This is a genomic window from Bartonella sp. AD328YNZD, from assembly GCF_042196425.1.
The window spans coordinates 1-674 of the sequence record NZ_JBHIQG010000753.1; the positions used below are offsets into that span (position 1 = coordinate 1).

1 protein-coding gene and 1 pseudogene are annotated in these 674 nt (G+C 32.3%); both read left to right on the forward strand.

Annotation, left to right across the window (positions count from 1 at the left end):
- Window positions 1–53: 53 nt before the first annotated feature.
- Complete coding sequence (locus tag ACFIO3_RS14840; RefSeq protein WP_375687068.1) at window positions 54–383, forward strand: hypothetical protein; 330 nt, start codon at window positions 54–56, stop codon at window positions 381–383.
- A pseudogene (locus tag ACFIO3_RS14845) lies at window positions 370–674 on the forward strand (hypothetical protein); the annotation flags it as partial. The gene ACFIO3_RS14840 and the pseudogene ACFIO3_RS14845, both read left to right, overlap by 14 nt.

Here is a 674-nt window from a genome sequence, read left to right on the forward strand (position 1 = left end):
GCAAATAAACCCATTGGTAAAGTTATGGATTTAGATAGGGGATATTAAACCAAATGTTTTTAAAAAAACGTAAACAGAAGGGGGGAAAAAAGTTCGTTGCAACAGCGGTTGGATATGCACCATGGGGATTAGGGGTGGCAGAGTATTTTTACAATCTTTACGAATATGATGATGGCACAAGAGAATATGAAGAATTTGACGGTGGTCAGTATCATGAGATACCTGAGAAAGTTGATTACAGTACCAAGGCTCAAGTGAAAGCGTGGATTTATGGGGGTGGTATTCCGAAAAGCGTTCTCAATTACGAACCTCTTATAGACGAGATCAATAAAGAGATCAAAAAATTATCGAAAACCGCAGGAAATAAATATGTTTACAGATAAGCAGCTAAGAGCCTTGTTTGGTATTATAACTTTTATATTTTTATGTTTTTTAGGAATTAAAAAAAATCCCTACTTTATCCAAAGTATTTTGATATTTGCCTCTTTTGGTTTGATAATAATAACAAATATTTTTGTAATTTTATGCAATTCTCATATTCCTTTTGAATTGCAAAATAATCCAAAATACAAACATGATGATACAACAGGTTGGAAGATATTAACACGTGATTTACAACATTATATGCACCGACTCTTAAAGCTAATAAGTTTAGCACTTGTCGTTTTAATTTT